The organism is Fulvivirga imtechensis AK7 (assembly GCF_000331535.1).
GTDB lineage: Bacteria > Bacteroidota > Bacteroidia > Cytophagales > Cyclobacteriaceae > Fulvivirga > Fulvivirga imtechensis.
This window is the reverse complement of record NZ_AMZN01000033.1, coordinates 35,551-54,009: the sequence shown is the minus strand read 5'-3', so window position 1 is coordinate 54,009 and position 18,459 is coordinate 35,551. Positions and strand designations below refer to the sequence as shown.

14 protein-coding genes and 1 tRNA gene are annotated in these 18,459 nt (G+C 39.1%); 12 read left to right on the top strand and 3 right to left on the bottom strand.

The window, feature by feature from the left end; genetic code table 11:
* The first annotated feature begins 56 nt into the window (after window positions 1-56).
* Window positions 57-275 carry a hypothetical protein gene (locus C900_RS29860; RefSeq protein WP_157493979.1) on the top strand — a complete coding sequence of 73 codons (219 nt, stop codon included), beginning with the start codon at window positions 57-59 and terminating at the stop codon, window positions 273-275.
* On the top strand, window positions 272-5,890 hold the full coding sequence (dcm, locus tag C900_RS09990) for a DNA (cytosine-5-)-methyltransferase (RefSeq protein ID WP_083867474.1): 5,619 nt from the start codon (window positions 272-274) through the stop codon (window positions 5,888-5,890). Before C900_RS29860 ends, dcm begins: the two co-directional genes overlap by 4 nt.
* Window positions 5,891-5,955: 65 nt before the next feature.
* Here the strand turns inward: dcm and C900_RS09985 are convergent, their stop codons facing one another.
* Together C900_RS09985 and C900_RS09980 are read right to left on the bottom strand one after the other, a co-directional pair.
* The gene (locus tag C900_RS09985; RefSeq protein ID WP_157493978.1) at window positions 5,956-6,753 is read right to left on the bottom strand and encodes a hypothetical protein; all 798 of its coding nucleotides are present in this window, start codon (window positions 6,751-6,753) and stop codon (window positions 5,956-5,958) included.
* Between the two features lie 170 nt (window positions 6,754-6,923).
* Complete coding sequence (locus C900_RS09980; RefSeq protein WP_040496376.1) at window positions 6,924-7,367, bottom strand: hypothetical protein; 444 nt, start codon at window positions 7,365-7,367, stop codon at window positions 6,924-6,926.
* Window positions 7,368-7,540: 173 nt separating this feature from the next.
* Between C900_RS09980 and C900_RS09975 the strand changes: the two genes are divergently transcribed.
* From C900_RS09975 to C900_RS09950, 6 genes are all read left to right on the top strand, one after another.
* Window positions 7,541-8,995: an ATP-binding protein gene (locus C900_RS09975; RefSeq protein ID WP_009579699.1), complete on the top strand. Its 1,455-nt coding sequence runs from the start codon at window positions 7,541-7,543 to the stop codon at window positions 8,993-8,995.
* Between the two features lie 2 nt (window positions 8,996-8,997).
* Window positions 8,998-9,657 carry a hypothetical protein gene (locus C900_RS09970; RefSeq protein ID WP_009579698.1) on the top strand — a complete coding sequence of 220 codons (660 nt, stop codon included), beginning with the start codon at window positions 8,998-9,000 and terminating at the stop codon, window positions 9,655-9,657.
* Between the two features lie 124 nt (window positions 9,658-9,781).
* Window positions 9,782-9,943 carry a hypothetical protein gene (locus C900_RS09965; RefSeq protein WP_009579696.1) on the top strand — a complete coding sequence of 54 codons (162 nt, stop codon included), beginning with the start codon at window positions 9,782-9,784 and terminating at the stop codon, window positions 9,941-9,943.
* 75 nt (window positions 9,944-10,018) lie between these two features.
* A tRNA-Arg gene (locus C900_RS09960) sits at window positions 10,019-10,090 on the top strand.
* A 177-nt stretch (window positions 10,091-10,267) separates the two neighbouring features.
* Window positions 10,268-11,389 (top strand): hypothetical protein, encoded by a 1,122-nt coding sequence (locus C900_RS09955; protein ID WP_009579694.1) that lies wholly within the window; start codon window positions 10,268-10,270, stop codon window positions 11,387-11,389.
* A 60-nt stretch (window positions 11,390-11,449) separates the two neighbouring features.
* On the top strand, window positions 11,450-11,695 hold the full coding sequence (locus C900_RS09950) for a hypothetical protein (RefSeq protein WP_009579692.1): 246 nt from the start codon (window positions 11,450-11,452) through the stop codon (window positions 11,693-11,695).
* An 83-nt stretch (window positions 11,696-11,778) separates the two neighbouring features.
* Here the strand turns inward: C900_RS09950 and C900_RS09945 are convergent, their stop codons facing one another.
* The gene (locus tag C900_RS09945) at window positions 11,779-12,768 is read right to left on the bottom strand and encodes a tyrosine-type recombinase/integrase (protein WP_009579690.1); all 990 of its coding nucleotides are present in this window, start codon (window positions 12,766-12,768) and stop codon (window positions 11,779-11,781) included.
* A gap of 90 nt (window positions 12,769-12,858) precedes the next feature.
* On the opposite strand from C900_RS09945, the gene C900_RS09940 reads away from it, so the two are divergent.
* The 4 genes from C900_RS09940 (at window position 12,859) to C900_RS09925 (ending at window position 18,455) form a co-directional block, all read left to right on the top strand.
* Window positions 12,859-13,194: a helix-turn-helix domain-containing protein gene (locus C900_RS09940; protein ID WP_040496373.1), complete on the top strand. Its 336-nt coding sequence runs from the start codon at window positions 12,859-12,861 to the stop codon at window positions 13,192-13,194.
* 3 nt (window positions 13,195-13,197) lie between these two features.
* The gene (locus C900_RS09935) at window positions 13,198-14,073 is read left to right on the top strand and encodes a DUF4007 family protein (protein ID WP_009579686.1); all 876 of its coding nucleotides are present in this window, start codon (window positions 13,198-13,200) and stop codon (window positions 14,071-14,073) included.
* A gap of 172 nt (window positions 14,074-14,245) precedes the next feature.
* Complete coding sequence (locus C900_RS09930) at window positions 14,246-17,311, top strand: hypothetical protein (protein ID WP_185113968.1); 3,066 nt, start codon at window positions 14,246-14,248, stop codon at window positions 17,309-17,311.
* Window positions 17,298-18,455 carry a phosphoadenosine phosphosulfate reductase family protein gene (locus tag C900_RS09925; RefSeq protein ID WP_009579683.1) on the top strand — a complete coding sequence of 386 codons (1,158 nt, stop codon included), beginning with the start codon at window positions 17,298-17,300 and terminating at the stop codon, window positions 18,453-18,455. Before C900_RS09930 ends, C900_RS09925 begins: the two co-directional genes overlap by 14 nt.
* Window positions 18,456-18,459 lie beyond the last annotated feature (4 nt).

Below are 18,459 nucleotides of genomic sequence, written 5' to 3'. Positions count from 1 at the left end.
TCCGTAAACAGGAGAAATCACGGAATTGGTTTTTCCTGTTATGCTACGCTTGTAGCATGAAAACTCAACTAAACAACAACGACATCCGGCAACTTCGATCTATGATCCGGGTTGCCCTGCAACATTGTGACAAAAGCGTCACACCCAACTTTTGCGAAATGCTGTCCTCTCCGCAGAGCTATAAAAAAGCCGAAAGCATGGTGCTCAACTACGCTATTACAAATGAAGTGTCAATAGGAGCAGCTATAGGGCACCTGGAAAGTGAGATGGCATGAAAGCCACCGGTCTCACATTACTGGAGCTTTTTGCCGGGACCGGGGGCTTTGCCCTCGGGCTTCACCGGGCAGGTTTCCGATTTTCCACCCATTACTTTTCAGAGATAGACGAAAAGGCCACAGCTAACTATCAACTAAATTTCAAAAATGCGATCCCCTTGGGGGACGTGACCAAAATCAATGGGAAAGAAATCAAAAGACCAGACATCGTCACCTTCGGTTCACCCTGCCAGGATTTATCGGTTGCTGGACAAAGAAAAGGACTTAAAGGAAGTAAAAGCCGCCTCTTTTTTGAAGCAATCAGGATTATCAGAGAATGCCGACCCCGTATTTTTATCTTTGAGAACGTCAAAGGTCTCTTGTTCTCGAACGGGGGCAGAGACTTTGAAATCGTGCTCCGGACGCTTGCCAACCTTGGGCTATATGACTGCCAGTGGCAGTTGCTTAATACTGCCTGGTTTCTCCCCCAAAATCGCGAGCGCATCTACCTTGTCGGAAGTCTTAGAGGCGAACCCACACCAAAAGTATTTCCTATCGGAGACCACTGCCAGACGGATTGTAGAGCAAATGCAAAGACCCTCGTTCAAGCCAACATTGCTCCGACCATAGATACACGAGCCGGTGAACAAACAAATTCTGCTCCCTACGTGCTTGCCGTAAGGGGCAAAAAGCAAAAGGACGGCAGTTATGCGCAGGGGGTAGAGTTTCGCAGGGACAAAAACACGAATGCCATTATAGGGAACAATAAACATAACTTCCTTCTACAGGGAGTCTGGCAACCCCTCAAAACCCAACGAACTGAGAGGGCAAAAGCAATAAGGAGAGAAAACCAGAAGCTGGGCAGAGACCACGCCCCTTTTTCTGAAAAAGAATATGTGCCGCGGGAAGAAGATATGACCGGGGCGATTGCCAGCTCGTCCCAAATGGACAATCTCCTGGCTAGCAAAACCAAACCACTGATAAGAAGACTTACCCCTAAGGAATGCGAGCGATTACAAGGGTTTCCTGATGATTGGACACGTTTCGGCTCCTTTAATGGAGAAACACAGGAAATATCTGATACACAACGCTACAAAATGGCCGGTAATGCTGTCAGTGTACCAGTGGTTGAAGCAGTAGGCAAGCGGCTATTAGGAAAGCCTGTCCACCTGCAGGCAGCCCTTGATGGTATTCCCTCTGATAGTTTATTTCCTGATTTAAGAGGTATTCACAAAACGTATGGAAATATGGAAAGAGAACCCGACTACTACAGGCATAGAATGGAGTTCATTGACCACCTAATTCTGAAATATAATCTGCAACTCCGGGAGGAAACAGATCCTAAGCGAATGAAAGCTATTGAAAGAAATATCAGAGTGTTGAGAAATGGTGTCTTTCCCGAAGATTATGAAGACTTTGCCTATGAACACAGCATACCACTTATTGACGAGAGGGTAGCAAAAATCACCTTTGGCAATGATCCACTAACCTTTGAAGAAATCACAAAGTACAACACCTGGTTTGAGATCCATCCCGAAAAAGTGGCGGGTACCGAATGGATAACTACTTCAAGGGACTTTCCTATTAGCATCAAGGGCACAAAACAGGATATTCTAAACACCATCAGGCAAGGCATGCGCAGTCCGGCAAAGAGTGAAAAGAACAAAAAGCTGGAAGCACTAAAGGCCAATGCGCGAAGCATCAAACAACAACTCTTAAAACTCAAAAAGGATATGAACAATAACAACTATGCCCTAAGCGGGCTTGACGATGATAGTTTTTTTCAGGGTCTTGGAGATTTAGTTCAACCAGACCTTACGGTAATGAACAAGAACCTGGAATCATTAAAGGAAGTACTAAGCAAAAGCAAACAAGAACAACAGGAAAAGCACAAAGACCTGCTAAGTTTTGATGATGTTGATAGACTGTACAATAAAGGTATCAGCGAAAAGGAAAAGCAGGCTTGGGTATGGTATAAGCGGTCACTAGGCTACCCCATGAAGGGCTGGAATAAATACTATGTAAACTCAAAAGCAGGCAAGGAAGAAGAAGTATTGCGTACTACTCGTGATGCTATGATTAAGGACAACCGTTGGCAGGATATACAAAGCATTAAAAAAGGAACGGTTATAGGTAAACCTACCAAATTCACCAACACCTATGATGGCAATACCTACATGGTGTATGTCGGGCTGGATGGGAATAAATACATTATCAACCAGGCACATGTAGTCAGGGAAAAAACAGGGGTGAGAGTTGATAATGGAATACTTCACCAATGGATCAAAGAAGGGGTTCTGTTTTATTCCGGGGGCGACTATCTGCCTTACCCATTGTTTTCATATGGAAACATGTACGACAGGGAATTACAGTTGCGTGAAGACAAAGATGATATTATAAGCCTTTTTGGACAGGAAGTTTATGACAAACACATTGAGTTGATCAACAGCCTAAAGCCCAAATTACTGACGGTTACAAATCCCGATCCCAATGAGCGCCCAAAGATTTTAAGTGTTTCCAAATTTGCAAGAACCTTTACTATTACAGAGCTCCGTGAGGAATCCGGAATTGTTCTCAATGAAGAAGGAACCGCCACAGATCAAATAGCCAGCTATAGCCTTACTGATGCCTTTGCAGAATGGCTTGAAAAGCTTGAAAAACACAATTTCAGAGAAGTCACCGCACGCGAGATCATTGACTATTATATCAATGGCAAAAATCTAAAACGGGATTTCTCGGATGAACATAAAAGCACCATAGAGAAATATACAAGGATAGAAGGAGAAGAATTGTTCAGTCGGTTCCTCTACGAAGCTGTTACATTTGAAGACCAGCAGAAAGTTGACTTCAAATGGAATCGTGAATACAACGGCTTTAGCGCTATTCCCTATCATAGGGTCCCTATAGGTTTTGAATGCTCCTACAAGTTTAAGGCTTTCAGCCTCGAATTTACCCCTGCCCAACGAGAGGCCATCGCTTTTATGGAGATAGCAGGAAGTGGCATTATTGCTTATGATGTGGGTGTTGGAAAAACTATGTCAGCAATTATCACTGCCGCTAACGCACTTTATTCAGGTAAATGCAGCCGCCCGGTTGTTGTTGTTCCCAACCCGACCTATGCTAAATGGGTGCGAGAGATTATTGGCTACCACGACCGGGAGACGAAAAAATTCATACCAGGTGTACTGTCATTCACCGATGTAACGGTCAATGAGTGGTATAATTTAGGCAGGACTATAGCAGGCAAAATTGACTTTCTGAAAGCCGTTCCTGAAAAGAGCATTACTGTAATGACCTATGAAGGATTGAAGAAGATAGGGTTTTCAAGAAAGGTTATGGAGCTTCTTTTCAAGGAATTGAGCGAGATACTTGCCCAGGCAGGTGACGAGGACAAATCAGGCCGTGACCTTGAAAGTAAGTATCAAAAATTCAGAGAACTGATAGGTATGGGAGTAAAAGATACCATTGCCGATATTGATACCCTGGGCTTTGACTATATGATCATTGATGAAGCCCACAACTTCAAAAATGTATTTGCCGATGTTCCCACTGATGAAGACGGGGTGAAGCGCTACAAGATCACTGGCTCACAAAGTAGCCGGGCAGTAAAAGCTTTCTTCTTATGTAACTACATTCAAAGAACCTTCGGAAGCAATGTTATGCTTTTAACAGCTACACCATTTACCAATAGCCCTCTGGAAATCTACTCAATGCTTTCCCTGGTCGGATATGAAAGCATGCGCAAGATGGGCATTGTTTCAGTTGAGCGCTTTATGGAAACCTTTGTGTTGCAATCATTAGAGTATGTAAATTCCTATGATGATACTATCAGAGAAGCCCCGGTAGTAAAGAGCTTTAACAACAGGTTAATCCTTCAAAAGCTCATTCATAACCATATCGCTTATAAGACCGGAGAAGAAGCAGGAGTAAAAAGGCCATGCAAGGTCAACCTGCCCAGGATTAATGCAACCATGCCAGATGGTAGTATAAAGAGATTGCCGAACGACCAACAAATAGTCACCTATTTGCGGATGAACCAGGCGCAGAGGGACAACCAAAAGGAGATTATTCAACATGCCCAGGAAGGAACCGTTTTAAATGGCAATATTATGCGTGCGATGGGCCAGTCCTTGGATAATGCACTTTCGCCATTTCTGTACAAGCATAACCGGCCACCGGAGGACTATATAGATTATGTAGAAGGAAGCCCGAAAATCCACTATACAATGGAGTGTATTCGTTCTGTTAAGGAATATCATGAGAGCAAAGGGGAATCCGTTTCCGGCCAGGTTATCTATATGAACCGGGGCAAAGATTATTTTCCCTTCATAAAGGAATACTTGGAAGAACAATTATACTATAAGACGAATGTCAGACATAACAGTAAAAACTTTGACGAGGTAGAGATTATATCCTCCGGTATTTCCGCTAATAGAAAAGAGGCCATTAAAGATGCGTTTTTAGATGGTATTGTAAAGATTATCATAGGTACTGCCACAATCCGGGAAGGTATCGACTTGCAAAAGAATGGAACGGTTGTTTACAACTTGTATCCGGATTGGAACCCCACGGATGTAAAGCAACTCGAAGGCAGAATTTGGCGGCAAGGTAATCTGTTTGGTTATGTAAGGTCCGTGATGCCTTTGGTTCAAGACAGTATGGATGTTTTTGTTTTTCAAAAACTCGAAGAAAAAACAGCCCGCATCAATGATATTTGGTACAGAGGTGACAGGGGCAACGTGATAGACCTGGAATCGCTCGATCCGCAAGAAGTCAAATTCGCCTTATTTACCAACGTCAATGCCCTCACCAAGCTAATGATTGATGAAGAAAGAAAAGAGATCCGCAGAAGGCTTGTCATAGCAGAGAATAATGTTGACACTATGGCACGCTTCAATTTTAAGCTCAAAATGTATTATGAGTTTCAGGAAAAATGCAGGGAGAGACTTTCATTTATGTCACAACGATTCAAAAACTATTTCTTTGGCGATGGGGAGCAGTACAAAGATGAAAGATGGTACATCAATAAAACGGATGCAAACAAAAAAGCCTTTTTAGAGAGAGTTGATAAAGCGATAAAGGAAGCAGAAGCCTTTGAAGAAGGTACTGAAAAGGATGACAAAGAATTACTCCGGATTGGCAGGTTGTTTTTCAGCATCGGCAGGGATATGGAGCAGAACCCCACGGATGTAAGCCATACGTTCAATACATTTAAAGAATACCTGTCAGAAGTCAGGAAGGCAGAAAGGACAGTGCTGGCCGATAAAGGTTACACGCTAAACGATGATATGGAGGAAGTTTTGGCGGCTTTCAAAAAGGAATTTGAACAGATACAAGAGGAGCTGGATAAGACCCGTGAGGAATCCTACTTGAAAGTAAAAATGGAAGAGGTGTTGGCAAAGAAAGAAAAGCTTGCAATCAGCGGTGGTGATCCTGTCGAAAGAGCAAAGGATTTCGCAAAACTAAATTATCTCCTGGACTACAAAGCCTCTGATGTAGAAGATCAAAGGTGTGTGCTGCCTTTGCCTGACAGGAAGCCAGTAAGGAGAAATGATGAGAAATTAAAGCTGTTGAAGCTGAAAGCCAAGGCCGTCAAGGTGCGGCTGACCCTGCTCAAATATAAAATGGGTAGTTAAGCTTGTGTTGAATATATATGGGGATAGCAGCTTAAGTGGTATCCTCTATTTTCCTCATTTGTTTACTAACAGCCCATGCCACAATTTGAATCCTTCATTAAGTACTCTGGAAACTCAATGGCATCGTTGTTTTGTGGCATGTCCAGTTTAATGCCAAGTGAATACCCTTGGTTAATTAAAAATGCCAACAATTCATGCCAGAAGTTGGATGCTTCATCATCTATTGCGTATAGAACGGTTCCTGCACCAGGTTTCTGAAGCTTAAATTTAGTTATATCCAATTTTGGTCTTTCAAACCCGGTTTTACCGCAGTCTATTTTACAGGGGAAGAATGAAAAAATGTATGGACTGTCATCCGAATAATGCCTGTTGAAATCATACATTTCTCCTTTGTAAAGTTTTTTCCAAGGTGCTAGACCACTACCTAAATCAATAGTGGCTTGCCTTAGCATATCGTTGTATTCTTCCTTATGGTTTCGATAATCAGCAACCGTTTCAGAACTATTTACAACAAATACGGTATCGAGAACAAAATGTCTTTTGTCCATTTCAGAACCAAACAAAATAACTGAACCGGCTTGGAGGTTTAGTAGCATCTTTCCCTTTCCGGTTCTTTTCTGTTTACAATTCGTATAATAGAAGTGTTCCCCAAACACGAAAGGATCAGTATTATGTCTGCCTTGCCCTCTTTGTGAAAAGATAGGGTAATGAATAGCATGTGGCAGTTTAGAATCGAAGGGATTACCCGTTAATTCGAAGCGCGATTGAGGCTCCCATTCTCCCCAAAAGAGGAGATCAGCTCGTTGGGGTACCGTTGAGAATGTGTCTCCCAGGTTTTTTAAAAACCATCCACTATGCATCATAAATTTTCTCTTATGAACCTCAAGATCATTCCAAAAGCGATAGCCACCAGATGGAGAATTAAATTTGTAGTGACCCCCGTGATTAGTACTTCTTTTGGAAAGGTTTATCTCCTTTCCATTGTGAGAAAACTGTATTACCTTATTATTCATTCTACTAGGAAATCATATTATTAACCAATTCTACCTGCTTTAATCAATGGATTGAACCTCGTTTCAAAGTAAGCTTCCAGGGCTAATAGCCAATGACGATCTTCCTTGTTTTTTACATTAAATAAAAGTATTGATTTGTCATCAAATTTATCAATATCCCAGATGCAATGACCATTTTTTGCTGTATGTGCTTCCAAGTGTTGCATTACCCTAAACCGACTATTACGCATACTCACGCCTACTCTATATAGGCATCCGTTACCGATGAACACGTATACTCCAGGGTGCCAGACAATATTATGTTCAGCAGAAGGAAGGGCGAGGTATTCTATTGTGTCATAATCCATAGGCGAATTGTCGCCTAAAAGATCCATAATTTCGAACTTGTCTTTTAGAAAAGAGAACTCTTCTTCAAACTCTTTGATTATTCTGCTTTTAAGGTTTTCAGTATTTGTAACACTCATAAGTTAACTTATCAAGGTTGAAATATGTGTTTGAAAATAGTTGATTTAATTATTTTCTCCTAATTAAAATCAACGAGGATATAGACTGTAGAATTGCGGTTTGTAAACACGTCAAATCACGGAATACCGGAAAACACCGTTTTGCGCTCAAACTATCATTACTTAAAAAACTAATGATAACGATATCCAATTACCATCAAAAAGTAACTCCTGAAATAATTGAACGTCTTCCCAAGGACCTGCAAAAGTCCCATGAGGTTTTTGATCAAATTATCCAGTTCTACGATGAAGACGATGAACTTAAGGAGACTGCGGACTTACATGTAAAAGTACTTAACATGTTTCTGTCCGAAAAGGAGAAGCCAAAATCTCAAAGTACCAAGAAGAAGATCAAGTCGAAGCCAACGGAATCACGTAAAAAGAAAGTAAAGAAGGCAGGAAACGAGACTAAGCCAAAGAAGTCACGACAGGAACGACCAGAGATCAGCTATGTCTTTCATGAAGATAAGGATTTCTATTTCTTAAAGCGGTTTCTAAATCTACTCAATAGGCCCAAATCAAAGCACCAGATCGGATTATATATCAAGGCACTACAAAGAGCTATTGTCGCAAAAGAGATCCGCAAGAATTCAAAGTATGCTGCACATATCATAAAGATTCAGGAAAAGCTGTGTAACGTGTTTAATAAAATGAGTGATGACAAACTATTGCCGCTTGAGATAGATAACAAATGGATGGAGGAGCTTTCGGCCATTGTCAAGAGAGAAAAGGTTTACAAGTCAGTCATGCTCATTAAGAGGTATATCGGCCTGGAAGGTAAGCGTGCTCCCGAGAAAGTGCAGCTATTGTTGAAGGCAATTGAGAATGCTTTTAAGAAGCAGGAGATCGTCAAAGGAGATCCTTATTTTGAAATGATCAACAAGATCAGGACAAATTTGAAACAAGCCAAAGAGGGATCGCCGGTGTTGATTGAGCAGGCAGAATTGGCCGGATTGAGAGGAATTATCGAACAGTACGAAGGTCAGGAATTGGCGGGACTTGCGTGTGCCTGTGATACCCCGATTAACAGCCTCGATTTTGTTAAAGTGAGGTTTAATACGTTAGGTTTTAAAGGCGCATGGAAAAATTTTATTGGTGATCCTACACCTGGATTTACAGCGCTTATTTACGGTAAGCCGAAATGTGGCAAGAGTACCCTGTGTGCCATGTTTGCGGGCTACCTCGCAAGAAATCACGGACGAGTGCTATATGTGGCAAAGGAAGAAGGAAGACAAGGGATACTCCAGGAACGACTTATTCGAGTTGGCGCGATGCATCAAAACCTTGAACTTGTTGAGTCAATACCCTACGACCGGTTAAACAACTATGACTTTGTCATTCTGGATAGCGTTCACAAACTCGGCTTAAATGAGGATGACCTGGAACGTCTGAAAAAGGATTATCCCAATGTAAAAGGCTGGCTGTACATCATGCAGTCTACAAAAGAAGGAGTGTTCCGGGGTAGTCAACGGTTTGCCCATGATGTTGATGTGTTGATACACGTTTCGGAAGAAGGTGTGGCAGCACAGCAAGGTCGCTTCAATGCAGGTAGCAAAATGGAAATATTTGATCAAAATAAAGCTGCCTGACCATGACTATCGCAATATTAAAACTGTTGGGGAAGTACTATTGGATACTACTACTCATCATCATAGCACTACTTTTTTATTCACGTCAGTCTCAAAAGAGGCTGGCAGAGGATTACCGGCAAATGGCCGACCTGCAGGAAATTGAGGTAATGCAGTGGAAGGACAAAGCTGGCAAGAATAGGGCAAGAGCGGAAATGGCGGAGATCAAAGCGGAGAATGCCAAACACGTTCTCAATGAAGACTTGAAACGAATGCTTAAGGAAGAAGTTGGTAACATCAAACGGAACCTGATAGGCTATTCTTCCATCAACGCTAGTACCGAGGGAGAAATTCATGCCAGTGGCCGTGATACTCTAGTGGTATTGAATAACCAGGCACAACCTGTTAAAGCAACGAGATATTCATATAGCTCCAAACACCTGGACTTTCAAGCCCTGACATTACCAGGGGTTGATTCATTAATTGCGGATTACAGGGTGTATCACAATTTTGAAATCTTCTACTATTATAAGCGGCCAGGGAGGCCACCATTCAATGTTTTGAGACGTAAGCAAGCTGTAGCTGAAATTAAATTCGATAACCCTGGTACTCAGGCGGATAGTGTTTACAGTATTGTGCTCGAGCGGAAAAAAGGATTGTTAAAAGCTGTGCTTGGTCGCTAATGGTAACATTTAAAGGATTTAAGTAACATTCTTTAAAAACCGGAAAAATGCCCACAGTGATGTAATGTTTTTGTATAGTATTTTATATACCTTGGGAGAATTGTTACAACAAAGAAATGTTGAAATGACTAAATCAGAACTAACCGAAGTAGAGAAGAAAAATAGAGAAGAAGCAGCACAACTTTTTTATAGAACCCTATCGATCAATCATCCACATGTAACATTGGATATGTGCTACGAAATTTATGACAAAATAATAGAGGAGAATAAAAAGGAAAAGAAATAACAACTGTGGCTAATTGAAAAGCCGCAACAGTTGTCTTAAATCATTTTTTCTTTATTTTTGCAATCCCAAATCTTTGGCCCCGTAGTTCAATGGATAGAATAGGGCTTTCCTAAAGCTTAGATGTAGGTTCGATTCCTGCCGGGGCTACTACTTCAGAGCCGATTGTCGAAAGATAATCGGTTTTTTTGCTCTCTGCCAATTGATTAATTGTATTTCTCTCTTCAAGCTCAAAAATACCCAACCGGTAATTTGGATAGATATTAATACTTTTAAGTAGTCCGAAAAAGGAGGTTCTTATACCAGGCGTTAGACGTAATCAAGAATATGGATGTAAAAAGTTACCGTGATTGGATCGATTCAGAAAATTTTTATTACAGAAGATTTGATCTTCTAGCTTCAGCCTTGGAAAACTTTATGTTAAATTATCGTTTAACGGAACCTGATTTCACAAATGAAGTTGCTTCAAAGTTTGATGCTGTACTACGGTTTTGTGATGAAATAGATTATCAGGAAGATTCAGTAGCAACAGCTTATGGAATTTTACACTTCCTTCCTAGGTTTCGAAGATTTCAGTTAACGTTCTCAAAACTTGTAGATAAGCAAGTATTACCCTTAGGTGCTAAGCCAATAAACACCTTAGATATTGGCACAGGACCAGGGCCATCATTATTCGCATTATCGGACTGCTATTATTCATTAAGAAAGTTTGGGGAGCTACATAATATATCATATTTAAAAAATATTGATTATATCCCTGACTATGTAGAAAGAAGCTCTGGGTTTAGACAGTGGTTGCACCATTTTACTGAACTAGCAAATCATGAATTGCCAACTGATACAGAAGGGTGGGTAGTACCATATCACCATGGTTCTTTCCATGATTTCGATGATATTAAATTTAATTATTCATATTCTTATACAGATCTTAATTATAAGGGGGATTTTGTGATAAAAACAAAAAGGACTAAACATAGATTCAACGTGGTGGTATCTAGTAATTTTTTCACCCAAGTATCTCAAATTGAGTCTTTAAGGACAGAGCTTCAAAATTGCATGAGATTTATGAGGAACGGTGGTAAATTAATTATATCTGGAGGAACTGGCAAATCGAGTGATAATAAAAATTACCCTCAAATATATAGGACAGCCAAGGATATTCTTTTAGAAAATGTTTATGGCAATTATAGGTTTTATTCTAAAGCAAGGTATGTTAAGATTACTAATAATAAAATGTCTTTTGATTTACAAGATATATTTGGTCGGCGAATAAAGGAGTTTAATAAAAGAATATTGCAAAGATTTGAAGATCACAATGCGATTAACTCTTTACCAAAAGATATACGAAACCGTTTTGTTGAATCAACCGATGAAAACTATGATTACAATTACAAATGGGAGTTTCATGTTTTTGATAAATTTGCCAGATTAAAAAGAAAACACTCATAACACAAAAAGAAGGCAACAAAAAGCCTCTTATATTAACCGCTAGAATTAATCACATAAATTATGGCGATAAAATATAATACCAGAACAGGCGAAAAGACAGTGAATGCAAAAGCCGCTCAACTCCGAGATTATGTCCTTAAGCCAAAACTCAAAGGAATAAGGTGTACTTCTTGTGGTGGTAGCTCTGAATTTACTTTTCATCAACATCAAGGTTATGTAGGGTCAGGCAGTGTGGACTGGGAATTTCATTCTTGCTGTCCAGACTTTGAAACAAAAGTATTAGAGAAGCTAGGTATGAATAGATAATCCTATGACGTTCCGCATACATGCTCTGCGTGAATGTGGATTTTTATTGTTTGATTTCTTAAAAGTCAAGGCAGTTTGTTTTTTCATTCACATAGGCCTACCGTGGTAGCCTGACTAAGAGTGCCACAGCTACATTGAATACTGTTATACATGACTTCCTTTGGATGCGCTTTTGTATAAACCTTTTTTAGATGCTCTGGTCCGAAATGCAGATACAGAACGGTAGTTTTCAGTGACCGGTGGCCGAGAAGATTTTTGATGCTGTGCAATGGTGTACCGTTGTGATATAAGTGAGTTGCGATTGAGTGGCGAAGTACATGTGCAGATGTATTTATTTTAAGCTCATCAGGCTTGAAGTATTTTCTTACAACCCTCCATACAAACATGGGGTAAATCTGCTGCCCCTTGTCACTGCAAAAAAGGAACACACCCTTGTCCCCGTGTTTGCATTTACTTCGATACGTTTTTATAAGGTCGATTATTTTGGAGTTGACAAAAACTATTCGCTCACGTTTTCCTTTACCTGTTACCTTGATTTCACCTTTGCAATAATTTATATTCTGTTTTTGTAGATTTATGATTTCGGAAGCTCGGCAACCAGTGTAATATAACAGTTCAAGTATTAGTTGATCCCTTATTAATTTTATATTCTCCCCAGGGTTGATGTTATCTAATACATTTATGATATTATCCACAGGTATAAACTTTCCCCTACGTTTGGAATACTGAAAATGCCTGAGCTTCCAGCAAGGGGACGCTTCAATATAGCCGTGCCTCCAATAATATCTATAGAAGGATTTTAATACTTCTAGTTTTCGATTGACCGTATTTAAAGAGTATCCTTTTGACACAAGCCACATTAGAAATTCTCTAACATCTCTATGAGTGGCCAATAGCAGGCTTTGTTTAAAGAATCTTTGAAATTGTAATAAATCTGTTTTGTACGCCGTGATAGTATGAGAACTATATCTCTTAACGAAAGCAAGATGATCCAAAAAATAAGTAATTTCATTTTCTACTTCTGGAAGTGTAAATAACGCTTGATCGTTTTTTGGGATAACTAAACTTTCCATCGGTATAAATGCACTGTAAATTTGCGTTACGGTTCATAAAGTAGCAATATTTTTTCTTATCTTGCGTTAGACAATTTTTTTCCAAAAATTATGATTCTAGAAGTTAAAGAGCCGTTGGGAGATTTTATCAGAAAGCTCAGAGAATCAAAGGATATGCCTTTGCGGAAGCTTGCTGCTGAACTTGATATTGATCAGTCCACATTAAGTAAATATGAGAGGGGAGAAAGGCTAATTAAGGAAGAATTAATTCCTAAGTTAGCAGTGTTTTTTAATGTGAATGAAGAAAGGTTACGGATCAGCTATATGGGGGATAAGATTCTATTCTCCATCTTAAATGATCAGCGTGCTGAGGAAATATTGGAAGTCGCAGAGGAGAAACTTAAATATTACAAAAACCTGCACGCAAAACAAGGAAATATATTTTAGGTTATGGAGAAATTAAGGTTTTCGGGACATGAATCGTTTCATTGTCGACACTTTTGGTTGAAGAAAGGATACGATTTTATCTCTTCAGGACGGAAAATTTCGGATGTTGATGCAACCAGTAAGCTTGGTGTTGGAAAAAACATGGTGTCTAGTATTGGTTATTGGCTGAAGGCATTTACAGTAACAAACGATGACTATTCTACTACTGACCTTGCTGAGTTCTTGTTCGGTGAAAATGGTAAGGATCCTTTTCTTGAAGACATAGGAACTCTATGGCTACTTCAATATTACTTGGTTAGCTCTGGAATTGCTTCCATCTACCCTCTGGTCTTTAAGGAGTTCCGTAAGAAGCATTTAAACTCTCAGTTTTCGGCGCGCCAACTCGAGTTTGATATAAAGAGGGAATTACAGAAATACAATTTAACTGTTGCCGATAAAACAATCCAGAATGATATCAAGGTCTTCTTAAATAGTTACGTTGTTAGCAGTAAAAAGAGGACCGAGGATGATTTGTCAGCTATCTTAATAGACTTAAATCTTATAGAAAAGGTGGAAGATCATGAATACAGGAATGATGATCCTTATAAATTGAATATAACTGAAAGATCAGACATTCCATTCGAAATCATGGCGTTTGCGATATTAGATCAATTCGCAGATACTTCCCTTTCAGAAGATATTTCAATATCATTTGACGAAATACAACTGCAGGTGGCGGACTGTTTTGCCTGTAATAGAGAGGGTTTAGAACAGCATATTGGACTACTTCAGGATAAATATCCGTGGATTGTTTACAAAGAAGATGCTGGGCGAAAGGAAATCCAATTAAAAAATGGTTATGAAGATAAATGGAAATTATTAAGTAGGTATTATGCATAATTTTACGACATCCACAAATATACTTCGTGATGTCAATCATGACATTAATTATATACCCACTCCAAATTCTGTAAACGTATATAGAAGGTTAATTCAATCATATAAGACGGGGTATCATTCGTTTAATATTATTGGTTCCTATGGGACTGGTAAATCCAGCTTTTTGTGGGCTTTGGAAAAGAACTTGAAGGATGAGGTTACTTATTTTGAGCCATTGAATGGCCAGTTTCAGGGACTGAAGAAATTTGAGTTTTTAAAAATTGTTGGGGAGTCCGAATCATTCATAAAAGTCTTTAATCAAAAAATTGGGCTGGATGAGGAAGCAAATATTAATGAGACTTTTAAAAGACTCGAAGATATTTACATGCATTCTGTTGCGGACGTAAAGGTGCTTTTTATTGTAGTTGATGAATTTGGGAAGTTTCTTGAATTTGCAGCCAAAAACAATCCTGATAAAGAACTTTATTTTATACAACAACTGGCGGAATACATTAATGATCCTAAAAAGCATGCGCTCTTTGTAATCACACTTCATAAAAACTTTAAAGCCTATGCCCGTGGCTTATCAAGAGATCAAAAATTAGAGTGGGATAAAGTAAAAGGACGATTAATAGACATTGCATTTGACGAGCCTATCGAACAACTTCTTTACTTATCGTCTAGAAGAATTAGCGAATTCGGGTTCAAAATTCGCTCAAAGAAGAACTTTGTTAGTCTTTTTAAACTAATAAATGACTCAGGGCTTATTTCTCATGCGAAGAATCTGGATAAAGACTTGGCTGCAAAGCTTTATCCTATGGACTATTTGTCGGCAAATATCCTTACACAGGCATTGCAGAAATACGGGCAAAATGAGCGATCTCTTTTCACCTTTTTGGCTTCAAGAGAGAAAGATTCTTTGCAGCTTTTTGATTCTGCATCTAACAAAACTTACAATGTTGCCGATGTATTTGACTATTTAATCAAATACATGTCTAGTGAACTTGAAGATCGTGATAACAATCCTCATAAACCACTATGGCAATCAACATTTACGGCAATACAGCGTGCCGAAGCATTGAATGATGGGCAGTACGAGGAAATGGCAAGTTTGCTAAAATGTATTGGATTGATAAATCTTTTTGGTAAGCCTTTAGGTCGTTTAGATAAGTCTTTCCTTGAGGAATATGCGTATTCTGCAATGGGCATAGAAAATGCGAACGAGTTAATTGATAAGCTCATTCGTCAAAAGATTATCAAGTATTATAGTCATCGAAATAAAATCTTCTTTCTTGAAGGTACTGATGTTGATTTTGAGCAGGAGTTAATTGAGGCTTCTAGTAAAATCAGTCCTATTGAAGATGTAAAAAGAGCTCTGAACTATTTTCTTGAGTTTCCAACTCTACCTGCTAAACGAATCCAGTACTTAAGAGGTACACCACGATTCTTTGCATTTAATTTATACAATTGGGAGGATATAAGTGACGGGAAGGTTATGGTTCCTGACGGAGAGGTGGATGGCTACATAAACATTGTTTTCGGTGACAAAGAGCTAGTGAATGAAATGAAGCAATGCTCAGTAAGCTCTCATCCCGGACAGATTTTTGTCCTTTATTCTAATATAAGTCCCATTGGAGAAATTCTTTTTGAAATAGGCAAAATTGATTATGTAGTACAAAAGTTGTCCGAAGATCCAACTGCTCAAAAAATTTTACTTGAAGAACGGCATCATGAAGTTTCAAAACTCAGAAAACTAATTTTCACAAGTCTTTATAGTAACGAGGAAGTTCAGTGGTTTAATTCAGGGAAAAGCCTATCTATTTCGTCTTACAGAGATCTTAACTCTTTGTTGTCAGATGTAGCTGAGGTGGCTTATTATAATACTCCAGTTTATTTGAATGAGATGGTCAATAGGGAACATCTTAGTAGTCCAATCTTGACAGCAAGGAAAGCATTGCTTAATGATATAATTGAAAGCAGTGAACTTGAAGATTTGGATTACCCATCTCATAAGTTTCCACCTCAAAAAACAATATACCAAAGCCTTTTGAAGGACACTGGTATTCATCGTAAAGAAGGTAATGGTTGGGTGTTAGGAATGCCGGTTGAAAAGTCTTTCCTCCCTTTATGGAACGTATGCGAATCCTTTTTGGATGAGGCTAAAGCCCACAAAAAATCAGTTAATGATCTTTATGAGGCATTAAAGGAACCACCATTAAAGTTAAAAAAGGGATTGATTGAGTTCTGGATTCCTATTTTCCTGATCATAAGAAGAGAAGATTATGCTCTTTTTCATGTCAATCAAGGTTATATACCTTACTTGACATCGGATGTGCTTGATTTGATCCACAAAAAGCCAAAGGATTTTTTAATAAAGACATATGATGTCGAAGGCATAAAAGTTGATTTATATCATAAGTATAGGGAGTTGGCAGCACTGCCAGAAGACAAGCAGGGAAAGGGTAGTAGCTTTATTAGTATTTTTAGTCAATTTATGAGGTTTTATAATGACTTGCCTCAATATAATAAACAAACAGGAAGATTAACTTCTTCGACATCCGCCTTTAGGGAAGCGATAGAAAAAGCAAAAGATCCAGAGGAAGCCTTGTTTGAACAATTTCCTAAGGCATTAGGATTTCATGGTGTGAATCTGAAGGGTGATGAAAGTATAATCCAAACGTATCTGGATGAGTTAAATACCTCTATATTTGAACTTAGAACAGCTTTCAGCAACCTCCTTGATCGAGTGGAAAGCAAGATGTTGAATGTGTTGGGCATAAAGGAAAAGAGATTTTTGAATTATAAGAGTCTTATTCAGAAGAGATTTGGACAAATTGATTCAAATCTTTTACTGCAAAAGCACCGTACATTTTTCAATAGGTTAATGTCGCCTCTGGATGATCGTGATTCATGGTTGCAAAGTTTGTGTGATGTGCTAATATCAAGGAATTTAAAGCAGTTAAAGGACGATGAAGAACCGTTGCTTATGGTTCGGATTGAGGAATATTTTGGTGATTTGGAAAAACTGCTCGATATCCATAGCTTAAAGAAAGAAAGAATAGCTGACGAAATTATAAGATTTGAGGTTTTCAATCACGATGGAAGTAAAAGGAATGAAACGGTTATTATTCCATCAGATAAAAAGGATTTGGTTGACAACGTTGAGGCAGTTTTAATGAAGCAGTTAACCGATGACAGGCATGTGAACAAGGCTGCTTTGATCAGGATTATTAACAAGTATTTTGATGAAAAAGACTAAAGTGAGACATGTTTTAGGAATTAGTGGTGGCAAGGACAGTGCTGCCCTTGCTCTGTATCTTAAAACCCGTCACCCCGAACTGGATGTTGACTATTATACATGTGATACTGGTCGGGAGTTGCAAGAGACCTATGATTTAATAGATAGACTGGATATAACGTTGGGTAAACCTATTGAGCGACTGGTTGCCGTAAGGCCCAAAATTGACACTCCTCATGAAAGTACATTTGATCACTTTTTGGAAAAGTTCGGAGGCTTCTTACCTTCTTCAACAGCTAGGTGGTGCACTCAGTCGCTTAAGTTGAAGCCTTTTGAAGAGCATATTGGTGATGAACCGACCATATCTTACGTGGGAATAAGAGGTGATGAGGATCGAGAGGGATATATATCAAAGAAGCCCAATGTACAGTCGATATTTCCCTTTAGAAGGAATATTTGGGATGAAGGACTGACATTGGAGGTCTTAAGCAATAAATCTCGGGAGAAGTTTAACGATTGCTATGGAGAAATTGCTAGTCAGAAGAAATTGAAAGCAGCACAATATTACCTGGAAACCCCAATCTCAATGAAGTTCACATCGAAGCAAAAGCTAAGCGCTTTGCTGGAAGTGTCCGTCAAAACTTTTAATCATGCCGTGTTCACTTATATCAAAAGATACGAAGACCCAAACACTAGAGAGATAAGACCGGTAGGTTTACTTAAATCATTTCCGCTTGTCGAAAATGAGGATGTGTTAAAGCTTGATGATATTTTTCAAATACTTGAAGATAGTGGGGTTGGGATACCTGCTTACTATAAGGAACGAACCTATTTAGTCGAAATTGATGGTGAAATAAAGCAAGGAACTTATTCAAGAAGTAGAAGTGGCTGTTTCTTCTGTTTTTACCAGCAAAAGATTGAGTGGGTATGGCTATACGAGAACCATAGAGAGTTATTTGAGAAGGCGAAGGAGTATGAGAAAGATGGGTATAAGTGGATGGATAACGAAACTTTGGATCAGTTATCTAGTCCAGACAGAATAGAAGCTATAAAAAAAGAACACTATCTGCGCATGCAAAGAGGTATAAATAAGAGAAATAATCAATCCTGGAAAGAGGAAATTATGGAAGCTGAAGGGATAGGCTGTGCCTCTTGTTTTATTTGACAAA